Origin of the sequence: Actinomyces sp. ICM47 (assembly GCF_000278725.1) — a bacterium.
GTDB lineage: Bacteria > Actinomycetota > Actinomycetes > Actinomycetales > Actinomycetaceae > Pauljensenia.
This window is the reverse complement of the sequence record NZ_ALCA01000100.1, coordinates 41,277-63,625: the sequence shown is the minus strand read 5'-3', so window position 1 is coordinate 63,625 and position 22,349 is coordinate 41,277. Positions and strand designations below refer to the sequence as shown.

21 protein-coding genes are annotated in these 22,349 nt (G+C 64.9%); 12 read left to right on the top strand and 9 right to left on the bottom strand.

Features of this window, described 5'->3' with window-relative positions; translation table 11 throughout:
- Nucleotides 1-38 precede the first annotated feature (38 nt).
- Nucleotides 39-2,189 (top strand): 4-alpha-glucanotransferase, encoded by a 2,151-nt coding sequence (gene malQ / locus HMPREF1136_RS06960; RefSeq protein WP_009648599.1) that lies wholly within the window; start codon nt 39-41, stop codon nt 2,187-2,189.
- A 97-nt stretch (nt 2,190-2,286) separates the two neighbouring features.
- Here the strand turns inward: malQ and HMPREF1136_RS06955 are convergent, their stop codons facing one another.
- From HMPREF1136_RS06955 to HMPREF1136_RS06940, 4 genes are all read right to left on the bottom strand, one after another.
- Nucleotides 2,287-2,754 carry a PTS sugar transporter subunit IIA gene (locus tag HMPREF1136_RS06955; protein ID WP_034505278.1) on the bottom strand — a complete coding sequence of 156 codons (468 nt, stop codon included), beginning with the start codon at nt 2,752-2,754 and terminating at the stop codon, nt 2,287-2,289.
- Entirely contained in the window at nt 2,751-2,981 is a 231-nt protein-coding gene (locus HMPREF1136_RS06950) for a glucose PTS transporter subunit EIIB (RefSeq protein ID WP_009648624.1), read from the bottom strand. The genes HMPREF1136_RS06955 and HMPREF1136_RS06950 overlap by 4 nt, the downstream gene beginning before the upstream one ends.
- A gap of 92 nt (nt 2,982-3,073) precedes the next feature.
- Entirely contained in the window at nt 3,074-4,339 is a 1,266-nt protein-coding gene (locus HMPREF1136_RS06945; RefSeq protein WP_009648635.1) for an MFS transporter, read from the bottom strand.
- Between the two features lie 16 nt (nt 4,340-4,355).
- Complete coding sequence (locus tag HMPREF1136_RS06940; RefSeq protein ID WP_051023532.1) at nt 4,356-5,234, bottom strand: HAD hydrolase family protein; 879 nt, start codon at nt 5,232-5,234, stop codon at nt 4,356-4,358.
- Nucleotides 5,235-5,362: 128 nt separating this feature from the next.
- Here HMPREF1136_RS06940 and HMPREF1136_RS06935 point away from each other — a divergent pair, with 128 nt between their 5' ends.
- Both HMPREF1136_RS06935 and HMPREF1136_RS06930 read left to right on the top strand, forming a co-directional pair.
- Complete coding sequence (locus HMPREF1136_RS06935; RefSeq protein WP_009648596.1) at nt 5,363-7,822, top strand: glycoside hydrolase family 3 protein; 2,460 nt, start codon at nt 5,363-5,365, stop codon at nt 7,820-7,822.
- A 349-nt stretch (nt 7,823-8,171) separates the two neighbouring features.
- Complete coding sequence (locus HMPREF1136_RS06930; protein ID WP_009648578.1) at nt 8,172-9,182, top strand: glycosyltransferase family 2 protein; 1,011 nt, start codon at nt 8,172-8,174, stop codon at nt 9,180-9,182.
- Between the two features lie 9 nt (nt 9,183-9,191).
- Here the strand turns inward: HMPREF1136_RS06930 and HMPREF1136_RS06925 are convergent, their stop codons facing one another.
- Entirely contained in the window at nt 9,192-9,710 is a 519-nt protein-coding gene (locus HMPREF1136_RS06925; RefSeq protein ID WP_009648588.1) for a GNAT family N-acetyltransferase, read from the bottom strand.
- Nucleotides 9,711-10,058: 348 nt separating this feature from the next.
- On the opposite strand from HMPREF1136_RS06925, the gene glf reads away from it, so the two are divergent.
- From glf to HMPREF1136_RS06905, 5 genes are all read left to right on the top strand, one after another.
- Nucleotides 10,059-11,201, top strand: a complete 1,143-nt coding sequence (gene glf / locus HMPREF1136_RS06920) for a UDP-galactopyranose mutase (protein WP_009648639.1) — start codon at nt 10,059-10,061, stop codon at nt 11,199-11,201.
- Between the two features lie 16 nt (nt 11,202-11,217).
- The gene (locus HMPREF1136_RS06915; protein ID WP_009648616.1) at nt 11,218-12,156 is read left to right on the top strand and encodes an AEC family transporter; all 939 of its coding nucleotides are present in this window, start codon (nt 11,218-11,220) and stop codon (nt 12,154-12,156) included.
- 175 nt (nt 12,157-12,331) lie between these two features.
- A complete protein-coding gene (locus HMPREF1136_RS06910) occupies nt 12,332-13,918 on the top strand; it encodes a sodium-dependent transporter (RefSeq protein WP_009648615.1) in 1,587 nt (528 codons plus the stop codon).
- Nucleotides 13,915-14,076 carry a methionine/alanine import family NSS transporter small subunit gene (locus tag HMPREF1136_RS10700; RefSeq protein WP_009648582.1) on the top strand — a complete coding sequence of 54 codons (162 nt, stop codon included), beginning with the start codon at nt 13,915-13,917 and terminating at the stop codon, nt 14,074-14,076. Before HMPREF1136_RS06910 ends, HMPREF1136_RS10700 begins: the two co-directional genes overlap by 4 nt.
- 10 nt (nt 14,077-14,086) lie before the next feature.
- Entirely contained in the window at nt 14,087-14,833 is a 747-nt protein-coding gene (locus HMPREF1136_RS06905) for an HAD-IIB family hydrolase (protein WP_009648612.1), read from the top strand.
- An 86-nt stretch (nt 14,834-14,919) separates the two neighbouring features.
- Here the strand turns inward: HMPREF1136_RS06905 and HMPREF1136_RS06900 are convergent, their stop codons facing one another.
- The 4 genes from HMPREF1136_RS06900 to HMPREF1136_RS06885 form a co-directional block, all read right to left on the bottom strand.
- Nucleotides 14,920-15,789 carry a TrmH family RNA methyltransferase gene (locus tag HMPREF1136_RS06900; RefSeq protein WP_009648585.1) on the bottom strand — a complete coding sequence of 290 codons (870 nt, stop codon included), beginning with the start codon at nt 15,787-15,789 and terminating at the stop codon, nt 14,920-14,922.
- 8 nt (nt 15,790-15,797) lie between these two features.
- Nucleotides 15,798-16,862 (bottom strand): quinone-dependent dihydroorotate dehydrogenase, encoded by a 1,065-nt coding sequence (locus HMPREF1136_RS06895; RefSeq protein ID WP_009648643.1) that lies wholly within the window; start codon nt 16,860-16,862, stop codon nt 15,798-15,800.
- A gap of 18 nt (nt 16,863-16,880) precedes the next feature.
- Nucleotides 16,881-17,609 carry a hypothetical protein gene (locus tag HMPREF1136_RS06890; protein WP_009648618.1) on the bottom strand — a complete coding sequence of 243 codons (729 nt, stop codon included), beginning with the start codon at nt 17,607-17,609 and terminating at the stop codon, nt 16,881-16,883.
- 193 nt (nt 17,610-17,802) lie between these two features.
- The gene (locus HMPREF1136_RS06885; protein WP_009648621.1) at nt 17,803-18,423 is read right to left on the bottom strand and encodes a DUF3043 domain-containing protein; all 621 of its coding nucleotides are present in this window, start codon (nt 18,421-18,423) and stop codon (nt 17,803-17,805) included.
- A 58-nt stretch (nt 18,424-18,481) separates the two neighbouring features.
- Here HMPREF1136_RS06885 and HMPREF1136_RS06880 point away from each other — a divergent pair, with 58 nt between their 5' ends.
- The 4 genes from HMPREF1136_RS06880 to HMPREF1136_RS06865 all read left to right on the top strand — a co-directional run bounded on the left by HMPREF1136_RS06880 (nt 18,482) and on the right by HMPREF1136_RS06865 (nt 22,287).
- The gene (locus tag HMPREF1136_RS06880; protein ID WP_051023534.1) at nt 18,482-19,855 is read left to right on the top strand and encodes a M20/M25/M40 family metallo-hydrolase; all 1,374 of its coding nucleotides are present in this window, start codon (nt 18,482-18,484) and stop codon (nt 19,853-19,855) included.
- Nucleotides 19,852-20,814 (top strand): glycerate kinase, encoded by a 963-nt coding sequence (locus HMPREF1136_RS06875; protein ID WP_009648636.1) that lies wholly within the window; start codon nt 19,852-19,854, stop codon nt 20,812-20,814. Before HMPREF1136_RS06880 ends, HMPREF1136_RS06875 begins: the two co-directional genes overlap by 4 nt.
- Before the next feature lie 85 nt (nt 20,815-20,899).
- Nucleotides 20,900-21,253: an iron-sulfur cluster insertion protein ErpA gene (gene erpA / locus HMPREF1136_RS06870; RefSeq protein ID WP_009648609.1), complete on the top strand. Its 354-nt coding sequence runs from the start codon at nt 20,900-20,902 to the stop codon at nt 21,251-21,253.
- A 20-nt stretch (nt 21,254-21,273) separates the two neighbouring features.
- Nucleotides 21,274-22,287: an FKBP-type peptidyl-prolyl cis-trans isomerase gene (locus HMPREF1136_RS06865; protein ID WP_009648586.1), complete on the top strand. Its 1,014-nt coding sequence runs from the start codon at nt 21,274-21,276 to the stop codon at nt 22,285-22,287.
- Nucleotides 22,288-22,349 lie beyond the last annotated feature (62 nt).

The following is a 22,349-nucleotide window of genomic DNA, read 5'->3' as shown; positions in this document are numbered from 1 at the left end:
AAATGTGTCCCTGGCCCACAACGTAGAGAGCTTTTCCCGTGGATATTCATTCACCCGCATCTGACAACATTGACCTGCTGCGCCATGTCGCTGACATGAATGGCGTTGCGACCGGCTTTTGGGACTGGTATGGGAACTGGGTGGGCGTTGGTGCCCCAACCCTCCTGAAGGTCCTTGGCGCGCTCGGTCTTCCCCTGAACGAATCGTCTACGGTGGGGGACGTCGAGCATGCGATGCGTCTGACTGAGGAACGTGAGTGGCGTCGGACTCTGCCTCCGACGATTGTTGCCCGCGAGGGTGGCGGTTATCTGTTCCCGGTGCATGTGCCCGACGGCTCGTGGGTCAACGTTCAGTGGGTCCTCGAAGATGGTCGTAAGGGCCAGTGTAAGCAGGTTGATCGCTACGTGCCCCCGCGCATGATCGACGGTCAGCTCGTGGGGCGCGCGACCTTCGATGTGCCGCATTGGGTGCCGATCGGTTGGCATCGCCTCGTTGCAACGGTTGAGGGAGGACATGTCGAGTCCGCAACTCTCATCGTTGTTCCCAATGCCCTGTCGTTGCCCATCTTGGAGTCCTCTCGCCGCGCGTGGGGCGTCAACGCTCAGCTCTATTCGACGCGTTCGTCCTCTTCCTGGGGGATCGGCGACGCGGCTGACCTGGCTGACCTGGCGGCGGTGTGCGCGGACAAGGGGGCGGACTTCCTTCTCATTAACCCTGTCCACGCGTCCCAGCCGGTTTCTCCGCTGGAAACCTCCCCGTACCTGCCGGTGTCTCGCCGCTGGGTGAACCCGATTTACATCCGCCCCGAGTCCATTGAGGAATTTGCCTCGTTGCCTCAGGCTTCGCGCGAGGCCATTGAGCAGTTGCGCGATGTCACTCGCGAGTTCGCCAGTCGTGAGGATCTGATCGACCGCGACCGCGCCTGGGAGGCTAAGCGTAAGGCGCTGGAGATTATTTTCGCTGCGCCGCGGACCTACCACCGCCAGTCGCAGTTCGACCACTTCGTGGAAAAAGGCGGCTCCGAGCTGTCTAACTATGCGCTGTGGTGTGCGCTTGTCGAGCGTGAGGATACGCTGGAGCTGCCCGAGGACCTCGAGCGTTCCTCGTCGCCGCGCGTTGAACTCGAGCGCCTTGAGCTGGCCGACCGCGTCGATTTCTGGGAGTGGTGCCAGTGGATTGCGTCCGAGCAGCTGGTCCACGCGCAGGAAGTGGCCCGCGAGGTCGGCATGGAGATCGGCATTATGGCCGACTTGGCTGTGGGCGTCCACGGCCATGGGTCCGAGAAGTGGAGCCGTCCCGAACTGTTCGCCTCTGGCATGACTGTGGGTGCTCCGCCGGACGTGTATTCGCAGCAGGGCCAGAACTGGTCACAGCCGCCGTGGTCTCCGCGTTCGCTGGCTGAATGTGGCTACACGCCTCTGCGCGACATGGTGCGCGCCGCCCTGGCTAACGCTGGTGCCGTGCGTATCGACCACATCCTGGGCATGTTCCGCCTGTGGTGGATCCCGGAGGGCTGTGTGGCGACCGAAGGCACCTACGTGTACTACGATCACGAGGCCATGATGGGCATTATCCTCCTGGAGGCCCAGCGTGCGGGTGCTGTTGTTATCGGTGAGGACTTGGGCGTTGTGGAGCCGTGGGTGCGCGATTACCTGCGCGACCGTGGCGTCCTGGGTACCTCCGTCGTGTGGTTCGAAAAGGAGGGTGGCGGTTGGCCGCTGCGTCCCGAGCACTACCGTGATCGCGCGCTCGCTGCGGTCAACATCCATGACTTGCCTCCGACGCTCGGTTACATCCGTGGTATCCAGACGACGCTGCGAAGCGAGCTGGGGCTGCTGACTGACGACATTGAGACCGTGCGTGCAGCGGATCGCCTCGAGCTTGATCAGGTCGCGGCTCGCCTGCACGAGTACGGCTGCATCGATGGCGCGGAACCCAGCGAGCGTGACATGGTCGAGGGCCTGTACCGCTATGTCGCGAAGGTTCCCTCCAAGCTCGTCGTCGCCTCCTTGGTGGACGCGGTGGGCGACGTGCGCCCGCAGAACATGCCGGGCACGGGCGCGGATCAGTACCCGAACTGGTGCGTGCCGCTGTGCGACTCCGACGGCGAGGAGGTCTTTATTGAGGATCTTCCCTCCAACGAGCGTCTGACCTCGCTGTTCTCCTTGCTGAGGGGTTCCGTGAGCTAGCGCGGCCGTTTGACAGTATGACACCCCGTAGCCCGTGAGGGCTGCGGGGTGTCGTACGAGTGAGGCGATGGCGCCGGTGCGGCCCCGAGTAAGGTGCCTAGCGTGAGGTCTCGGTCGAAAAGAGTGGCGCGAGCGCGGATACGTCGGGGTCGGTTACTTCGTGCGTGACGGCGGCACCCGGCGGAGTGATGACGACGATGGGGGCGCAGGGGGAGAGGCCGGCGTCTCGCACGGGGGTGAGGTCCCAGTGGATGAGCGGGGCACCCGCCGCCACGACGTCCCCCTCATCGACGAGGGCCGCGAAGCCCTTGCCATGTAGACTCACCGTGTCGATGCCGAGGTGGATGAGGATCGATATGCCCTGCGTGGAGGTGATGATGGCGGCGTGCGGCTTGAGCTTGGTGACGACGCCGTTGATAGGGGAGTGGACGGTTAAACATTCCGAGGCGGAGTCGGGGATGAGCGCGCAGCCACCCCCGACGACTCCGCTTGCGAAAACGGGATCAGGCACCTCACTCAGCGCCATGACGTGCGCTGCGAAGGGTGCGCAGACAGAGAGTGTCACCGGCTGGCGAGCATTTCGTCGACGAGATCCTCGGAATCGGGGCCAATGACGACCTGAACCGCGTCGCCTACGATGACGACGTCGAAGGCACCGGCGGCACGTAGCTTGGCCTCGTCGATGAGGTCGGTGTTGGCGGCGTCCAGGCGAATGCGTGTGATGCAGGCTTCAAGATTGGAGATGTTCTCCCAGCCGCCCAGGGCTTCGATGATGGTCGTTGCGGTGCTCATGGGGTCCTCCTTGGCTCATGCGGTTTGCCTCACACTTATGGTATCGCGGAGGTGGAGTCGTTGGCACGCCATGGGCCTGGGAGCGCGTCACATTATGGGACGGTGTTGATGGCGCTGGTGCCGCGGATACGAGCCGCGGGGGTGAGGCCCATGGCGATGCTGGCTCCGACCGCCAGAGCAATGAAGACGTACGTGGCGGCCTCGACCCCCATCCACGAGGCGGCCGCGCCGGACGCGAGGGAGCCCAGCGGCATGACGCCCCACACGGCAAAGCGAAAGATCGCGTTCATGCGTCCGAGCATGTGGGGCGGGCAGATCTCCTGACGCAGACTCATCTGGGTGACGTTGTAGATGGTGAGGAAATAGGAGGAGACAATGCCGGAGACCGCAATGATTGCTGCGGCCGCAGCGGGGGCGTGAACGGCTGCCGGTTGGGCGGCTAGGACAGCGACGCCGATGATGCTTGTGACGACGATGGTGCGCCCGATGCCCAGATGCTTCATCCATGCCGAGCGCGTGAGCGCGCCGAGGATCCCGCCGATTGCCCCGACGCTCAGGAGGAGGCCGAGCTGGGTAGCGCTCATGTCCAGCGTGCGCAGGACAAGGATGGGCAAGAGAACCTGGATGCCGGCGGCAGCGAATGCGGCGGCCGCAATGCAGGAAAAGAGGGGAAAGAGTAGGCGTTGCCCGCGTACGAAGGCTAGCCCCTCGCGGATCTGCGCGACAAGCGTGGCTTCGGTGCGCGTAGGCGCAGGCTCCGGGGTGGCGATGCGCCAAATCGCCCAGGTCGAGAACGCGTAAGTGAGGGCAGTAAGCAGATAGACGAGAGGAGGGGCGAGCAGCCCGAGGAGCCATCCGCCCAAGCCCGGTCCACCCGCGTGCCCCACCTGGTAGGAGGCCTCGAGCCGCCCGTTGGCCGCACCGATATATCGCCGAGAGGCGATGATCGGAACATAGGACTGGTAGGCAACATCGAAGAAGACGGTGCACAGGCCCAGAAGCGCGGCGACGATCATCAGGTGCGTCAGCGTGAGGGTCGCGAAGACATAGGCCAGGGGAATCGAGACCAGGGCACCGATGCGTGCTAGGCCCGCGATGATCATGACGCGGCGCTTACGCCACCCATCCACCCAGGCACCCGCCGGCAAGCCGACGATCAGGAAGGCGAGTGTCTGCAAGGCAGAGAGCACACCGATCTGGGTTTCGCTGGCACGCAGGACGCTAATCGCAATCGCTGAGGTAGCCAGCGTCCCCACCTGGAAGCCAACCTGCGCAGCGGTCTGCCCCGCCCACAGGTGCATGAACGCCGAGTTACGGGTGAGCGGGTGGTGGAACCAGGCCCTGACGGTGACGGCCATCTGTCGGCGCCGAGGCCTAGGCCGGGCTGGGTGCCCCGTCGATGAGCCCAGCGGCGGCCAAAGCCCAGGCGAGGCCGTCGTCGCCAACCGCGGGGGCGACAATATCGGCAACCTCAACCAGAGCCTCGCACCCGTCCCCAATACTGACGCCGACAGCGGCACGTGCCACGGCCTCGACATCATTGTTAGAGTCGCCAATAGCCACAGTACGTGACATGGGGACGCCGATGTGCTCACACACGGCCTCCATACCCACCGCCTTGGACAAGCGATCCGGGAGAATCTCGAAGGGAACATACCCTGCGGCCCCCACAGAACCAATAATGGCGCGATAGCCGTCGGGCAGCGCCGCACTCACGCGCTCCATCGACGCCTTCTCCGGAGGCACATAGGCCGTCACCTTCGTGAAAGACCCACCCTCAACGTCAACGACAAAGGGCGTCACCGACTGGGCATACTCGGCCCAATCCTCAGGGTTAAGACCCGCCCGGGGCACGAAAAACTCCAGATAGCCGCGCGAAGGCCCCATCTGATCAGGCCCCTGCCACACGTAGAACGCATCCAAATCCTCCCACAGAGCAGTCAGAACCCGGACGTGCTCGGCAGGCATACGCTCATCAAGCAGCACCGTGTCACCCACCGCCGCATACCCGCCAGCCCCACCCACGATGCCCTCAAAACCCAGGTCAAAGAAACGCGGATAGACCTCCGGGACAGAACGCCCAGTACAGAGCAACAGACGGTGGCCACGCTCACGCACCTGCGCCAACGCACGAACCGCTGAACCGGGAACGCGCTGGCGGGAATCACACAGCGTCCCATCCACGTCGATGAAAACTGCACGAGGAGCAGCGCCCTCAGTGTTCCGACCAATCACACCCGCGTCACAGCTCATAACGCCATGGTAGCCCAGCCACCACCAGCGACACCCCACACAACAAACCCAAGAAACAACAAACCACGCATTCGATTGGTAAAACCACACCCACATAACCCACACTGGAACCAGCGACGACACCCGCAATGGAGCACGAAAGACAACTCACAACGATGCAACACACAGCACTCACGAACGCCAGCAACCTCACCCTCCTACAAGCAGCGGCTCTCCTCTCCGGGGCAAGCGCCTGGAACTCACGCGCCATCCCCACAGCACACGTCCCCTCCTTCATCATGAGCGACGGCCCCCACGGCGTACGCCGCCAACTCGGCGACGCCGACCACCTCGGCATCGCCGACTCCGAAAAAGCCACCTGCTTCCCGACGGCCTCCGCGCTCGCGGCCACGTGGAACCCCGACCTGGCCCGCCAGATGGGTGAGGCGTTGGGGACGGAGGCGCGTGGACTCGGAGTCAACGTCCTGCTTGGCCCCGGCCTGAACATCAAGCGTTCGCCCCTGTGCGGACGCAACTTTGAGTACTTGTCCGAAGACCCGATCCTCGCAGGGCGCATGGCGGCAGGCCTCACCCAGGGCATCCAGTCCACGGGAACTGCCGCCTGCCCCAAACACTTCGCCGCTAACTCCCAGGAGCTGCGACGCATGGCGTCGGATTCCGTTATGGACGAGCGTACGTTGCGCGAGATCTATCTGACCGGTTTCGAAATCGTGTGCCGCAGCGCCAAGCCTCGAGCAATCATGAGCTCCTACAACCTCGTCAACGGAGCCCACGCCCACGAAAACAAGCATCTGCTGACCGACATTCTGCGCACCGAATGGGGTTTTGACGGCATGGTCGTCTCCGACTGGGGAGGATGCACGGATGCCGTCGCCGCCGTCCGCGCAGGTGGAAGCCTCGAGATGCCCGCCCCCGGACTGGAGGATGCTCGTCGAATTGTTGCCGCCGTCGAAGCCGGGACGTTGGAGGCATCCGATGTGTATGCGCGCGCCCAAGAGGTCTTGAACGTCGCCGCCGCGAGCGCCGACCTTCCCGCACCTACCCCCTACGACCTCGACGAGCACCACGCATTAGCCACGCGCATCGCCTCCGAAGCGATCACGCTCCTGCGCAACGAGGACGATGCCCTGCCTCTGAGCTCCGGCACCAGTGTCGCCCTCATCGGTGACCTCGCTGACACGCCGCGCTACCAGGGAGCAGGCTCCTCCCAGGTCAACCCCACACGCCTCGAGACCCCGCGCGAGCTACTCGAGGCGGGGGGAGAGTCCGCCCGAGGCTTGGTCCTGACAGGATACGCCCCTGGGTATGCGCGTCACGGTGGCACGAGTGACGCGCTCATCGCCGAGGCCGTGGCGCTCGCGGCGCGCGCCGACGTTGCGCTCGTGTACGTGGGTCTCGACGAACTCGCTGAGTCGGAGGGACTGGACCGGCCCCACATGCGCCTACCCGAGGGGCAGGATCGACTCATTGAGGCAGTCGTGGCCGCCAACCCGCGTACCATCGTCGTCCTGACGGGCGGCGCCAGTGTGGAAATGCCCTGGGCGTCCTCCGTGCCTGCGCTCGTCAACGGCTACCTGGGTGGCCAGGGAGGGGCTGGCGCGATGCTGGATGTCCTGACCGGTGTCGTCAACCCCTCGGGACGCCTGGCTGAGACCTATGCGCGTTCCTTGGAGGATCATCCGACCGCCGCGTGGTACCCGGCGACCGGTCCTTTGTCCTACTACCGTGAGGGTCCCTTTATCGGCTACCGATACTTCACAACTGCTGGCGTAGATGTTGCTTTCCCTTTCGGGTACGGCCTGTCCTATTCACGCTTCGAGTACTCCGATCTTGCTGTCGATCAGGATGGGGCGACCCTGACGGTCGCCAACACCTCAATGCGTGACGGTACCGAGGTCGTTCAGCTCTATGTAAGCGCCCCGGGCGGCGTCTTCGGCCCTGCGCGCGAACTTAAGGGGTTCACCAAGGTTGTCGTTCCAGCCGGTGAATCTGTGCGCGTCACCATCCCCTTTGATCGCTACACCTTCCGCCACTGGGAGACCTCACGTGGAGCGTGGGAGACCGAGGCTGGAACCTGGACGATCCATGTGGGGCGCAACGTGGAGGACACGCCGCTGAGCGCCACCCTTGAAGTCGAGGGGACCACGCCCTCGCCAATCGACCCGGCCCTCGGACACTACCTGAACGCCGACGTCGCGGGCATTACCAACGGAGAGTTCGCGGTCCTGCTGGGTCGCACCATTCCTACCGCTCACCCGAGGGAAGACATCACGGCGTTCGACCTGATGACGGATCTGATCCGTGCCAAGAGCTGGCTTGCCCGATTGGCGGGCCGCAAGCTACACGCCGACAAAGCGAAGGCTGACGCTAAGGGCATCCCGGACCTCAACGTTCACTTCGCGCTCAACATGCCGCTGAGGTCGCTCACCAAGTTTTCGAACGGTTCTGTGAGCACAGGCATGATCGACGCGGTCGTGGAGGTCATTAACGGCCACTTCTGGCGAGGTATCACGCGTCTAGCGATCCGTTATTGCGCCAACGCGCGTGCCAACAAGGCTACCCAGCGTGAACTTGACCAGACCCGATGACGAGGCCTCGGCCTCGGCCTCGTCCTTGTCAGGCAACGCCGTACAAGAATACTGATCCAGGCAGCGAAGCACTGATGGTGCGCCTGAAGGATTGCACACCGCGACCGCACAGGCCAGCACCTTCAATGCTCACCGTCAGGTCACCGTCACATCGAACTCCTTGGTCAGGAAGATAGCATTCTAGTACGCGAGTGCGTGCGTTTTGTCCACCATGCCCACCGCTGTAGCCATGTCCTTGTGGGGTGTTTTCTTACTCGTCACAGCGATTTTCGCACAGGAAGATCTCAAGGAGAGCGCGCAGGTGAATCAGGCACAGTAGACTACTGCCAGACCTGCGAGAGGAGAACCCATGAGCACGCCCCTTCTGACCGTGATCGTGCCCGCCTACAACTCCGAGGACTACATTGACCGGGCGTTAACCACGCTCGTCGGATACGGCGACGAACTCGAGGCGATCATCGTGAACGACGGCTCGAAGGACCGAACCGCACAGATCGCCGACGAGTGGGCCGCTCGTTACCCCTCCGTCAAGGTCATTCACCAGGAGAACAAGGGGCACGGCGGTGCCGTCAACGCCGGCCTCGCTGCCGCTACCGGCACGCACGTGCGCGTTGTCGACTCCGACGATTGGCTGGACCGTCGCGCCACGAACGCGGTGCTCGACCTCCTGCGCCAGGAGCGCGAAGCCGGGCGTCACCTCGACTTGCTCGTCACCAACTACGTCTACGACAAGCAGGGAAAGGCCCACAAGGCCGTCATCCGTTACCGCAACGTCCTGCCGCGCGGACGCACCTTCGGCTGGGCGGACCTGCGGCGGTGCCGCTACGACCAGTACCTGATGATGCACGCCTTGACCATGCGCACCGAAGTCGTGCGAGCCTCCGGCCTGGTCATGCCCGAACACACGTTCTACGTGGACTACCTCTACTCGTTCGTGCCACTGCCCTACATTTCCACGATCCGCTACCTGGACGTGGACCTCTACCACTACTTCATCGGGCGCGACGACCAGTCCGTCAACGAGAAGGTCATGATCACGCGCCTGGATCAGCTCGCGCGGGTGAACGAGGCCATGACCCGTGCGCTGCCTCCGCGCGCCGAGGTCGAGGATAAGCTGTGGCGCTACATGGTCCACTACCTGCGCATCAACGCCGTCGTCTGCTCCGTCATGGCTCAGCTGTCGGGCACACCTGAGCACCTGGCCCTCAAGGAACAGATCTGGGAGACCATGGACCAGATCAACCCCGAAGCCACGGAGCGTCTGCGCAAGGATCTGCTCGCCGGCCTCGTGCGCCACGCTTCCCCGATGGTCGTGCGCGGCGGCTACAAGGTCGCGGCTGCGGTCCTCGGCTTCAACTAACGAGCGCCGTCAGTGCGCGGCGAGCGCCAGCTCGGTGCAGTGGACGGTGAGGTGCTTACCGATGAGCGGGTATTCCACGCCCTCCTCGCGGCTTCGCCACGTAAAGCCGAGCTTTTCTGAGACGCGTCGCGACGCATCGTTTCCGTCGAAGTACTTCAAGATGATTGTCTCGACGCCCAGTTCCCTCGCGCGCTCGATGATGGCGCGCCCCGCCTCGCTCGCGTAGCCGTTACCCCAGTAGGGCGCGCCGATCCAGTATCCGATGTCAGCGACGGTCGCTTCGGGGGAGTCTGTGTCAATGCGCAGTGCGATTGAGCCGACCAGTTCACCGGTTGATGACAGCGTCACCGCGTAGCTGTCGGGTGCCGCCAGGAAAGTCGACAGTGCCTCGTGTGCATCGTCGATGCGCTCGTAGGGCTTCCATCCGCACAGCATCCCGATGCGGGGATCGCGGGCCAGCTCAAAGAGCGCGGGAGCGTCCGCGTCGCTCCAGGGGCGCAAGCACAGGCGCTGAGTGTGAATGATCATTGGTCGTTCTTTCCCGTTGACAGTGACGGCAGGTAGGAGACGATGACAGCAGGATCGTCGGAACCAATCAGTGGCGGGCGACATCCGGCCTCTCCAGGACTTCAACGTACACGCTCACATGACCCTCTGTCCCGCACCTCAACCCGCTTACCGGAACGTAGGCGGGGTCGCCCACGTCCTGGACAGCGGGTTAGCGTGCGGAGCCACCCGACATGTCAGCAGATGGAACAAGAATAGGTGAGCGTCACCTCTCTGTTTGAGCGTGTCCGCGCCCCGGCCTCGTCCCCGTTCCAGCACGCCCCGGCCTGGGCGGATACGATGGTGTTAATCAAGTGAAAGGGGAGCGGCGTGGATCTGCTCGTTGTTGGATCGGGCTTTTTCGGCCTGACGTTCGCCCGCGAGGCCGCGGAGCGATTCGGTATGAACGTGACGGTCATCGAGCGCCGCGACCACATCGGAGGCAACGCCTACTCGTCCATCGACGAGGCCACGGGCGTCGAGGTGCACCGCTACGGCACCCACTTGTTCCACACGTCGAACGAACGCGTGTGGTCCTACGTCAACCGCTTCACAGCATTCAACGACTACCGCCACCGCGTCTACGCCAACTACCGGGGCGTCGTCTACCCGCTGCCCATCAACCTGGGTACGATCAACCAGTTCTTCGGCGCCGCCTACTCGCCGACCGAGGCCCGCGCGCTCATCGAGCAGCAGGCCGCCGAAATCACGGGCGAACCCGACAACCTTGAGGAGAAAGCGATCAGCCTGATCGGTCGCCCGCTCTACGACGCATTCATCGCCGGATACACGGCCAAGCAGTGGCAGACCGACCCGCGCGAGCTGGCCGCCTCCATCATCACGCGCCTGCCCGTGCGTTTCACCTACGAGAATCGCTACTTCCAGGACCGCTACGAGGGTCTGCCCCTGAACGGTTACGGAGCGTGGATCGCGAACATGGTTGACCACCCGCGCATCAGCGTGCACACGGGCGTGGACTTCTTCGACGGCGCCTCGCCCTTCTCGAAGGCCGCGACGGTTGGCCAGGTGCCTGTCGTCTACACGGGCGCGATCGACCGCTACTTCGACTACGAGGCCGGCGAACTCGGCTGGCGCACTCTCGATTTTGAGACCGAGGTCGTGGACGTTCCCGACTACCAGGGTTGCTCGGTCATGAACTACTCGGACCGCGACGTCCCCTTCACGCGCATCCACGAGTTCGCCCACCTGCACCCCGAGAGGGATCGACGCGGTGCGACCAATACGATCATTCAGCGCGAGTACTCGCGATTCGCGCGCCCCGGCGACGAACCCTACTACCCGATCGCCTCGCCGTCGGATCGCTCGACGCTCGCGGCCTACCGGGAGATGAGCGCGGGGGAGAAGGACGTTCTCTTCGGCGGGCGCCTGGGCTCCTACCAGTACCTGGACATGCACATGGCGATCGCATCGGCCCTGACGAAGGTCGACGAGGCCGTGGCCGCCTGGCGCTGACGGGTTTCCCACTCGCATGGTATCGATCGTCTGGTCGGTCCTGGCGATCGCTCTCATCATCGGCGTCGGCTGGATCGCTCGCCGAGGGGGTGCACTCGGCCCTGATGCCGCTGGCTCCCTCGCATCGGCAACGTATTGGGTGGCCAGCCCAGCGATGCTGTTCCACGCGATTGTCTCGACCGGCACGTCCGGAGTTTTTGGCGCTCCGCTCGCTGTGGCCGCCGCGTCGGGCGTGGGCACCGCACTGCTCTTCGTGCTTGTCGCACGCCTGTTTCTGCGCCTGTCGCGCGGGGAAACCACCTTGGGGGCCATGGCCTCGTCCCTGAACAACGGGGCCTACATCGGCATCCCGATCGCCGTCTACGTCTTGAACGACGCCTCCGCTGTTGTTCCCATCCTGGTGTTTCAGCTGGGTTTCTTCACCCCGATGTTTTTCGTCCTGGCCGATCTAGTGGGGTCGGGGCAGCGCCCGTCGGTGCTCGGTGTTGCGAAGGTCGTGGCGCGCAATCCCATGGTCATTGCAGCGGCGTGTGGCTTCCTGTTCTCCGCCGCGGGGTGGCCGATGCCGACGCTCCTCGACGTATCGACCTCGATGCTGGGGTCAGCAGCGCCCCCGATGATCCTCTTATCCTTTGGGGCGTCCCTCGTGGATCGTCGTTCGGCGTCCGGGGATTCCGGTATTGCGGCGACCACCTGCGCTATCGCCTGCAAACTCGCCCTCCAGCCCGCTATCGCGTGCGGCGTCGGAGTGCTGCTTGGGCTGACCGGTCCGGCCCTCATGTCGGTGACCATCATGGCTGCCCTGCCAGCCGCGCAGAACGCCTACATCGCGGCCACTCGGGCGAAGGCGGGGGAGCGCATCGCGCAGGGAACCGTCCTCGTGACGACCTTCGCCTCCCTGCCCGTTGTCGTCGGTATTGCCGCGCTTTTCCACGGCCTCGGACTGGTGGCTTGACCCGCCCGACGGTGCCCGGCGCAATCCGGCGCTGACCCACAAACCAGCCATGGCCTCGTCAAAAAGAGGTCAAAAGCACGGTCTATATCGTGGACTGTAGCTGACATCCTCGTGTAACGGCCATAGTCTGACTGAGCATTATCCCAAAATCAAACGAATCCAAGGAACACGATTCATGTCATCCTCCGCATCCCGCCCCGCGCCCCGCGCGCGCGACTCGTGGAGCGGCCAGACAGGCTTCCTCCTGGCAGCCATCGGCTCGGCCATCGGCCTGGGCAACATCTGGCGTTTCCCCGGCGTCTCCTACTCCAACGGCGGCGGCGCCTTCCTGGTCCCGTACCTGGTTGCCCTGATCTTCGTCGGTATCCCCATGCTGTGGCTCGACTACGCGGTCGGCCACAAGTTCCGCGGTTCACCGCCGTGGGCACTGCGTAAGATCATTGGAGGCGGCGAGTTCATCGGCTGGTTCCAGACCTTCGTGTGCTTCGTCATCATGGTCTACTACGGCGCCGTCCTCGCGTGGGGCGTGCAGTACACGATCTACTCCGTGAACGAGGCCTGGGGTGCCGATCCGACGACGTTCTTCCTGGAGTCCTTCCTTGAGAAGGTTCCTGGCGACACCTTCTCGTGGGCCCCTGCATGGGCCGTCATGATCCCGCTTGCTCTCGTGTGGGTTCTCGTGCTCTTCGTCATCGGTCGCGGCCTGTCCAAGGGCGTCGAGGCTGCGAACAAGGTCTTCCTGCCGCTCCTCGTCATCCTCTTCCTTGCGCTCGTCGTTCGAGCAATCTTTCTGCCGGGCGCCATTGAAGGCCTCAACGCCTTCTTCACCCCGAACTGGGGCGCGCTGGCCGACCCCAACGTGTGGCTGGCCGCCTTCGCGCAGATCTTCTACTCGCTGTCCGTGGGCTTCGGCATCATGCTGACCTACGCCTCCTACCTCCAGCGTAAGTCGAACCTGACGGGCACCGCTCTGGTCGCTGGCTTTGCGAACTCCTCTTTCGAGATCCTCGCTGGCATTGGCGTCTTCAGCGCTATCGGCTTCATGGCACACCAGGGTGGCGTGAGCGTCTCCGAGGTTGAGGGCCTGACCGGCCCGATCCTCTCCTTCGTGACCTTCCCGAAGATCATTTCGATGATGCCCGGTGGGCCCCTCTTCGGCGTGCTCTTCTTCTCGTCCCTCGTTCTGGCCGGTGTCACCTCTCTGCTCTCCCTGCTTCAGGTCGTCTCCGGTGGCCTGCAGGACAAGTTCGGCTGGTCGCCCGCTCGCTCGGCTCTTGTTCTTGGCGTTCCCGCCACCGCCATCTCGCTGGTGCTCTTCGGCACCCGATCGGGCCTGAACAACCTCGACATCGTCGACAACTTCATCAACTCGGTTGGCGTCGTGTCCTCGGCGATCCTGTTCGCCGTGCTGTGCGCAGTCGCCGGCCCCCGCCTTGGGGTGCTCCGTGCACACCTCAATTCGGTGTCCAGCGTGAAGGTCCCCAAGCTCTGGGAGCCCCTCGTTGGCATCGTCATCCCGGTCGTCCTCTTTGTCATGATGGCGATGTCGATCGTGAAGGTCCTGAAGGATGGCTACGAGGGCTACCCCAGCAGCTACGTGCTGATCTTCGGCTGGGGTTCTGTGGCGGTCGCGGTCATCGCGTCTCTGATTTTCACCCTCATCCCGTGGAAGCACCGCCCGGTGGATACCCACGCGACGGTCGCTCAGATCCTCGCGGAAGACGCCGAGGAGACCGCTTCGACCGAAGGAGGCGCCAAGTGACCGCTCCCGCTATCGCCCTGATGATTCTGACGATCCTGCTCGTGTGGGGTGGCCTCGTCGCTTCCGTCGTCATGCTGCAGATCCTCCCCGTCCCCACGGACGAGGAAACTGAGGCTGCCCAGCGCGCTATCGATGCCGACCAGGCCGCCAGCCGGTAGGGTGTCAATCGTGAAGCTCGTTGCCTTTGATCTCGATGACACGCTGGCCCCCTCGAAGTCGCCGCTGCCCGCACGCATGGACGTCGCGCTGCGGTCCCTGCTGGACCATGTGGAGGTGTGCATCATCTCCGGTGGCCAGATGGGGCAGTTCCGTACGCAGGTACTCGACAACCTGAACGCCTCCGACGAGGAACTCTCGCGTCTGCACCTGATGCCGACCTGCGGCACTCGCTACTACCGCTTCGAGGGCGGGCAGTGGGTCGAGCGTTACGCGCACGACCTGGACCCTGAGGTGGCCGCCCGCGTCATCGAATCCCTGGAGCGCCATGCCCGCGAGCTTGGCCTGTGGGAGGAGAACCCATGGGGCAACATCATCGAGGACCGTGGCTCTCAGATCACCTTCTCGGCGCTCGGGCAGGAGGCACCCCTCGACGCGAAGCGCGCGTGGGACCCGGATGGGACCAAGAAGGCTGCTCTGCGTGATGCGGTGCAGCCCGATGTGCCGGAGCTGGATGTGCGCGGCGGTGGCTCGACTTCGGTCGACATTACGACGCGTGGCATCGACAAGGCCTACGGCATGGGCAAGCTCGTCGAGGAGACGGGGATTCCGGCCTCCGAGATGCTCTTCATCGGCGACCGCTTGGATCCCGAGGGCAACGACTACCCCGTCAAGGCCGCCGGCTACGCGACGCGCGGCGTGTCGGGTTGGGAAGAGTGCGTCGAGGTTATCCGCGAACTCGTTGACTCCCTGAGCTGACGCAGAGACGACTACGGTACGAGGCCGGGGCTGGGTATCCAGCTCCGGCCTCGTTTCGTTGTACGTCGCTCAGCGAGTGCGGTTGCCTAGGCTCCGATCCCGCGAGTCGCCCAGAAGACGACGGCGGAGGCAGCCGCGACGTTGAGGGAGTCGACCCCGTGGTCCATGGGGATCTTGACGGTGTAGTCGGAGGCGGCGATAGTGCGCCTGCCGAGGCCGTCGCCCTCGGTTCCCATGACCATCGCAAGGCGCGCGCCCGGCCTTTGGAGGGCGGGCAGCGCTGCGAAGTCGTCGAGAGAGACGGAATCATCCGACAGAGCGAGGGACGCGACGGTGAAGCCAGCCTCTTGCAGCGCCTTGATATCGCCGGGCCAGGATTCCAGGCGAGTCCACGGCACCTGGAAAACGGTGCCCATCGAGACGCGCACGGATCGCCGATAGAGCGGGTCCGCGCACTGCGGGGTCACGAGGACTGCGTCCACGCCGAGCGCCGCTGCGCTGCGGAAGGCTGCGCCCACGTTCGTGTGGTCGACTAGGTTTTCCAGGACGACGACGCGCCGTGCGGGCGCGCCGTCTCGGGCGGTGGCCAGCAGCTCGCCAAGGGAGGGCAGGAGGGGGCGTTGCATGGCGGCCAGAGCGCCGCGGTGCAGATGGAAGCCCGTCATGTGCTCCAGCACGTCCTCCTCGGCCACAAAGACCGGGACGTCAGCGCCGTCGCCGGATCCCGTGGCGCGCTTAATGAGTGGCGTCAGGGATTCCAGCCACCGTGCCGACATCAGGAAGGATCGGGGCCGGTGCCCCGCCCGGATGGCCCGTTCGATGACGTTGGCGGATTCGGCCATGTACAGTCCGCGTTCCGGCTCGATCTTCGACCGTAGCTTGACGTCTTTGAGGCGCGTGTAGTCGTCCAGGTGTGGATCCGCAGACAGATCGGCGCTGGTCAGTTCGATGATCACGTTATTCCTCAGGCGCGCTGGAGGGCGCGAGAGACCTCGCCCGGCCAGGACGGACCCTCGAAGATGAAGGCGGAGAAGGCCTCGACCAGGTCGGCACCCGCGCCGATCATGCGCAGCGCGTCCTCGGGGGAGGAGATGCCGCCCGTCCCGATGAGGATCTGTTCGTCGTCGAGGTGGCGTGCCACCAGGGACACCACTTCGAGCGCGCGGGGCAGCAGGGGAGCGCCGGAGACACCGCCCTCACCCAGGTCGTGGTTGATCGTCGTGTTCGTGGCCACAACGCCCGCCAAGCCCAGTTCCTTTGTCAGCTCGACGACGGCGACGATGTCCTCGTCGGCCAGATCGGGCGCGATCTTGACGAAGAGGGGCATGACGCGGTCCGGTGCGCCGGCCTCGCAGCCGCGTCGTGCGGCCTGGAGAATCGGGCGCAGGTGGTCGACCGACTGCAGGTCACGCAGGCCGGGAGTGTTGGGGGAAGAGACGTTGACGACGACGAAGTCGACCCAGTGGGCGAGCGTCTTCGCGCAGTATTCGTAGTCGGCGGGGGCCTCGGCCTCGGGGGTCACTTTGTTCTTGCCGATGTTCGCACCCACGATGGCGGCGCGGCCCGCGTGGGTGGAGCGCAGCTCGCGCAACTTCTCGGCGGCCGCGTCCGCGCCCGCGTTGTTGAATCCCATGCGGTTGCGCAGGCCTCGGTCCTCCATGAGGCGCCATAGGCGTGGCGCCTCGTTGCCCGGCTGCGGGCGCGGTGTCACGGTGCCGATCTCGACGAAGGCGTAGCCCAGGGCGCTCATACCCAGGACTGCTTCGGCGTCCTTGTCCATGCCGGCGGCGAGGCCGAGGCGCGAGGGCAGCTCGCGGTGACCCAGCATGAGCGGGACCTCGACACCGCCGACGATGCGGGTCGGTCGACGCAGGGGATCCATGTAGCCCAGGGTGGCCCGCATGAGTCCCCGCGTGAGAGCGCAGCGCCCTGCGAGGGAGATCGCACCCAGGCCCAGGTGGTGTGCCTGCTCCGGGTCAGAACGCGAAATGAAGTGTCGGAAGGTCCAGTTGTACGCGCGTCGGATCATAGCTCCAAGGGTAGTTGATTAGTCCCACCATGCCCACCACCAGCGCGCGGATGATGCGTCTCGCACGAGGAATCGCATCTCGTCGGGAGGGACGGCGTCTGCTCCCAGCCCGAGGACCTGAGCGAGGGTCAGCCAGTGTTCGTACGACGGACAGGAGGCGTCGTCAATGGGGCGTCCGGTGTGTGCGATGATCGCGGACTCGGGGACGCATACGGTGTCGATGCTGACGCGCTCGTCCCAGCGGGGAGCGCGGATGACATATCCTTCGAGCGTGAGACCGTCAATTCGGGTGGCAGCACGCAGCAGGTCGGAGATACGCGGCGCGTTGTTCTGTCGGTCATCGCGTGCGAGCGGAGGCAGGAGCGTGCGCAGCCTGCGCGCCTCTTCGCCCGACAGATCAGCGAAGCGCGCGTAGTCGCCCGTGTCCCATCCTTCGCAGATGTAGGGAGCGAGCAACGCCGTCACGTGGCGGTCGTCGAGCCAGTGCATGGGTCCGTACATACCCTCGCGCACCGGCCCCTCCTCGGTGGGGTCCTCATACGGAGATTCGACGCCGGGTTCCGTTTGCGCCGAGGCTGTGGTGTCCTGCGTGGAGTCGGGGACCCAATCGGTCGGGTTGTCTGCGGGGATGGGAACGGTCGAGGCCGTGGTGGCCTCGCCGGTGGGGGTGGCACGGAGCGTCACCGATGTGTCCTCGTCATCGATGTGGACCTGTGAGGTGGCGGTGAGCGTGAGTGAGACGCGCATGGCGGTGTCCTTCCGGTAGGGGCGGCGTTGGTGCCGCATGTATGTCAGGATCGCGCCCTGGACTCGCTCAACTCCAGCCGCGTGCGCCACCCTGTGGATAGCGGGGCAACACGAGGCAGGCCTGTGGAAACAACAGCCGCGGCCCCACACCCTGTGGATGGGTGCGGGGCCGTGAGTGAGAATGCCGTGGGGGTTACTTGGGGAACTCTCCGCGTGCTACCTGGGGGCGCGGGGAGCGCCAGCGGCGCGGCATGATCATGCGCGAGAAGGTGTAGTAGCCGGTGCCGCGCGGGATCTCGTCGCGGGGGTGTTCCTGCGTGAAGGCGTTCTTGATCCTACGCCACACGAGCACGGCCTCGACGCCGGTGGCGATGAAGGCACCGTACATGAGGATCGTGGAGGCGTAGAGGATGTAGACCTGCGTCTGCTCGGGGATCTTGTTGCCAAAGAGCGAGAGGATCATGATGAGGATGATGGAGGCCATCATGACGAGGAGAACCCACTCGGAGAACGAGTGGCGGGCATCGACGTAGTCGCGCACGAAGCGGCGTGCGCTTCCCTTGTCGCGCGCGGGCAGATGCTTCTCATCGCCCGTTACCAGGGCACGCTGTTCGGCTTCCCAGCGGGCGTTGCGCGCCGCCCTCGCTGCCCGCTTTGCTTCCTTGCGGTCCGCGGGTACGAGGGGGTGAAGGCGGGCGGCCTCGGCCTGCTTGCGCTTCGGCGTGGGGCGACCTTTTTTGCCGCCGGGCGTGGTCGAGACAGGCTCGACGGTCGTTGAGGTCTCGTCGCTGTTGTTTTTGTTTCGTCCAAACACGCTCCAAGGCTAGCCGATAGGCCCCCCGCCGTGCACTGTCATGGTCTACCCTGTGCGTATGGCTGAAACTTCACATGAATTGTCGACGTCCGTTTTAAGGGAGCGCCTCGAGGCTGCTTTCCCGTCTCTCCTGGAGGAGCTCACGCAGCTGGTCGCTATTCCGTCGGTGTCGTCGGACCCGGCTCACGCGGCTGACCTGGAGCGCAGTGCCGAGCATCTGAGGGAGCGTTTTGAGGCTCTGGGCCTGGCTGCGAAGGTCCTGCGAGAGACGGCCGAGGATGGCACGGAGGGCAAGCCCGCCGTTGTCGCCCACACGCCCCATATTGAGGGTGTACCGACCGTCCTCCTGTACGCCCACCACGACGTGCAGCCGGTGGGTGAGCTGAGCCGTTGGAGCATGGATCCCTACAAGGCTGAGGTGCGCGGCGACCGTATTTACGGGCGTGGCTCCTCTGACGACGGCGCTGGCGTGACCGTCCACTTGGGTTCGCTGTCCATCCTGGGCGCGGACCTGCCTGTCAACGTTGTCGTCTTCATCGAAGGTGAGGAGGAGATCGGCTCTCCGTCCTTCACTGCCTTCCTGGATGCTCACAAGGATGAGCTCGCCGCTGACGTCATCGTCGTGACGGACTCGTCGAATTGGAAGCCGGGCGAACCCGCCGTCACGTCGACGCTGCGTGGTAACGCTATCGTGACGGTTGACGTCACGGTCGCGGATCACGCGGTTCACTCGGGTGCCTTTGGCGGCCCCCTGCTCGATTCGGTCGCGATTTCCTCGATGCTGATTGCGTCTCTCTTTGATGACAAGGGCGACGTCGCGGTGCCGGGTCTGGGTGGCTCGGATCACGCGGACGTTGATTGGCCGGAGGAGGAACTGCGCGAGGCAGCAGGAATGGTTGAGGGCCTGCAGCTGGCCGGTTCCGGTGATATCGCGGCTCGCATGTGGACGAAGCCGTCGATCTCCGTCATCGGTTTCGATGCCCGCCCCGTCTCTAACGCCTCAAATACGATCGCCCCGCATACGCGCTTCCGTCTGTCGATGCGCACGGTGCCGGGTGTGGATCCCGCGCAGGCGCAGGCCAAGCTGGCTGACTTCCTGCTCTCCCATGTTCCCTTCGGCGCGCGTGTCGAGGTCACGTGCGAGGACGCAGGTGCCGGCTACCAGGCTGACATGGACTCTCCGGTCACGAAGACTCTGCACGAGTGCCTGACCGAGGCATGGGGCGTGCCCTCCGTCAACATTGGCGTGGGCGGTTCGATCCCGTTCATTTCGGACTTCCAGCGTATCTTCCCGGGCGCGCAGGTCGTCGTCACGGGCGTTGAGGATCCGCTGACGAACGCGCACTCCGAGGACGAGTCGCAGTCGATCCCGGATCTGAAGGCCGCGATCCTCGCCGAGGCGCTGCTGCTGACCCGCCTGGCCTCCCTGTGAGGCGAGTCGTCGTAGCCGGTCGGTGGGATGGGGCACGTCCCCTCCTGCCGACCGGCGTCGCGTTGGGGGAGATCAGCCAGGGCGTTCTCGCCGGCTGCGCGGACGCGGAGCCGGTGCTCCTGCCGTTCGGGGCTGGCCCCACCTTCGACGAGGCCGTGGCCGCCTCGCGCTCCCAGGCCTCGTTCGTGCGCGTCCCCACGGACGTGGCCTCGACTCGTGAGGCTGGTGAACGTGTGGCGATGGCGCTGGGGGAGTCCAGGGTCGTCGTCGAAGGCGGCCACAACGCCTCTCCTGACTGCGGACTTGGCTTCCTGGCGGGCCTGCTCGGCGTGGCCAACTCCGAGGTGAGCGGCGACGCACTGCCCGCTGCCCTGACGCGCGCCGAGGAACTGGTCGCGGCCAGTGGCACCGACCTCGTGTGCGCCGCCTCAACGCCTCGGCCCCTGCTGGGCCTCGATTCGGTGCTCGCGGTCGCCCCCGACCTCACCCCCATTGAGGAACAGAACACAGCGCTCACGGGGTTGCTGACGCAGGCCTTCGCGCACCGGCCGCTGGGGCGTCGCCAGTTAATTGAGAGTTCCTTCGGTCATCCTGCGCGCGGCTATGGATCCGGAGCGGGGGGCGGCGTGGGCGCGATCATCGCTGCCAGCGGAGGGCGCATCGTTCCCACAGGAGTGCTGCTCGATGACCTCCTCATCCTCGATAAAGCGCTAGAGTCCGCCGATCTGGTGATCGTGGCAGAACCGGAGTTGGCCTCGCCGCTGCTGGCTACGTCCACGCTCGACTCACTGACGAAAGCTGCTGGAGCGCACGCACTTCCGGTCGTCGGCTGCACCGTCCGTTCCAGCCTGTCCCATGTGGAGCGAGCCGAGTGGGGACTTCACGGCGTCTTCGAGACGGAGGCGCGCGTCACCCTTCGCGAGGCCGGGAGACGCATCGCGCGCACGTGGTTACGCTAAGCGCGCATCCCACCTCTCGCGCGGGGCGCAGCCGGGGGAGTACTGTGTCAAGCGCATACGTCTATTCAGCACGATAAGGAGCACCATGTCCGAGTCCACAACTCAGGCTCCCACCCACGAGGTCACCCTCACCGACGTCGCTGCCGCGAAGGTGAAGAGCCTCCTCGAGCAGGAGGGTCGCGACGACCTGCGCCTGCGTATCGCCGTGCAGCCCGGTGGCTGCTCGGGCCTGATCTACCAGCTCTACTTCGATGACCGCATGCTCGACGGGGACGCTATCCGTTCCTTCGACGGCGTCGAGGTCGTCGTCGACCGCATGAGCGTGCCCTACCTGAGTGGTGCCACGATTGACTTCGCTGACACCATCGAGCGTCAGGGCTTCACGATCGACAACCCGAACGCCCAGAACACCTGTGCCTGCGGCGAATCCTTCCACTGAGCCGAAAGAGACTCCCACCCATGATGTCCTCCCTGCGCCGCTTCGGCGCCCTCGCTGGCGCTGTTGCCCTCGCACTTGGCCTCTCCGCCTGCACCGACCTGACCTCCTCGTCCAACACGACGTCGTCCGCGTCTCCCGCCGTCTCGGCAAGCGAGATCGACTACTCCGCGTGTGCGACCGACGATTCCGCGGACCAGCAGAAGTTCGTTGACCGCTCCGGAAAGGGGTCTTTCCCCGGTGTCACGGGTGACGACACCCCCGTCATCGCCGCGGGAACGGGTTCTGAACCCACCGACAAGGTCCTGGTGAAGACCCTCAAGCAGGGTGACGGCGCGCTCGTGTGCCCCGGTGCGACGGTGAAGGTCAACTACGTTGGCGCGCTGTGGAACGGCACCGTCTTCGATTCCTCCTACACGAAGGGCCAGCCGATCGAGTTCCCCCTCAGTAAGGTCGTCAAGGGATGGGGTTACGGTCTGGCCCACACGCACGTCGGTGATCGCGTCGAGCTGGTTATTCCTTCCTCGCTCGGCTACGGGTCCCAGGCAAACGCCTCGATCCCGGCGAACTCCACGCTGGTGTTCGTGGTTGACATCCTGGCAGCGAGCACTCAGAAGATCGCCGATGCATCTGTCCTGACCGGCGCGACTGCGACCGGCGAGGAACTGCCCGCCGGTATCACCGTGTCCGGTGACGCTGGCGTCGAACCGACTCTGGCGATCGACGAGTCTCAGAGCGTCCCGACCGAACGCAAGATCTACACGGTCTACAAGGGAAGCGGCGAGGAGCTGGCGAACGGCCAGACGTTCCTGTACAAGGCGGTCGCCGGTGGATTCGGAGCGCAGGGACAGACTGAGTCGACCTGGGCGCAGGCAGTTGAAGAAGCTCCCGTGACCGATGCCGGTCTGGCCGGGTACACGGTTGGTTCCCGTCTCCTCTTGGTCACCCCGATTCCTGGCGCAGGCGGGCAGTCGGGCGCTTCGGCTCAGGCGAGCGTCATGATCGTCGATATCGTCGGCGTGTCCTCGATGGAGTAATTGACTCCGACTTGATTCCAGTCAACGGTTGCGGGCGGCTCCCAGTGGGGGAGCTGCCCGCA